This is a genomic window from Halomonas sp. ND22Bw (genome assembly GCF_003011945.1).
Taxonomy (GTDB): domain Bacteria; phylum Pseudomonadota; class Gammaproteobacteria; order Pseudomonadales; family Halomonadaceae; genus Halomonas; species Halomonas halophila.
On the sequence record NZ_PXWD01000037.1, the window covers coordinates 1 to 874 of the forward strand.

Consider the following 874-nt stretch of genomic DNA (forward strand, 5'->3'; position numbering starts at 1 on the left):
CCGAGGCCGTCACGCTGGATATCGACGACACCTGCGACGTGGTCCATGGCCAGCAGCAACTCTCGCTGTTCAACGCCCACCACGATGCGCGCTGCTTTCTCCCCATCCACGTCTACGACACTGCCACCTCACGCCCGGTGGCGATGATCCTGCGTCCAGGTAAGACGCCCTCTGGCCGCGAGGTCCGAGGCCATCTGCGCCGCCTCGTCCGAGCGATCCGCCATCACTGGCCCAAGACCGCGATCACCATCCGGGGCGACGGCCATTACGGGCGGCCCGAGGCCATGAACTGGTGCGAAGACAACGGCGTCGCTTACGTGTTCGGCCTAACCGGCACGAAGGCGCTGGCCGCCAAGGTCGAGGATATCGCCGATACCATCCGGGTGGTGCGGGCCATCGGCGACAAGGATGCGGTGCGCGGCTTTGCCGAGACCACGCACGCGGCCAAGTCCTGGCGGCAGCAACGCCGCGTCGCCGCCCGCATCGAGGCGACCCGCCTTGGTCTCGATATCCGCTACGTGGTCACGAACATCGCCACCGGCACACCCGAATGGCTCTACGCCGAGCTGTACTGCGCCCGCGGACAGGCCGAGAACTTGATCAAGCTCCACAAGGGCCAGCTCGCCTCCGACCGTACCTCGTGCCGGAACCCCGCCGCCAACCAGATGCGGCTCGTCCTGCACACCGCTGCCTATTGGCTGATGCTCACCGTGCGCGAGGCCGTCCCGACCGCGCACCGCCTCGCCAGGGCCGAGTTTGCAACAATCCGCCTCCGGCTGCTCAAGCTCGGAACCCGTATCCGCGAGACCGCTGCCCGCGTCCGCCTCGCCTTCGCCGCCGCCTGTCCAGAAGCCGACCTGATCCGCCACCTTGC

The 874-nt window shown here is 67.8% G+C and carries 1 protein-coding gene; it reads left to right on the forward strand.

Annotated elements, in window-relative coordinates; all coding sequences use genetic code 11:
- Positions 1–874 (forward strand): IS1380 family transposase (locus CVH10_RS16835; protein ID WP_146142952.1); only part of this gene is annotated, 874 nt, incomplete at both ends.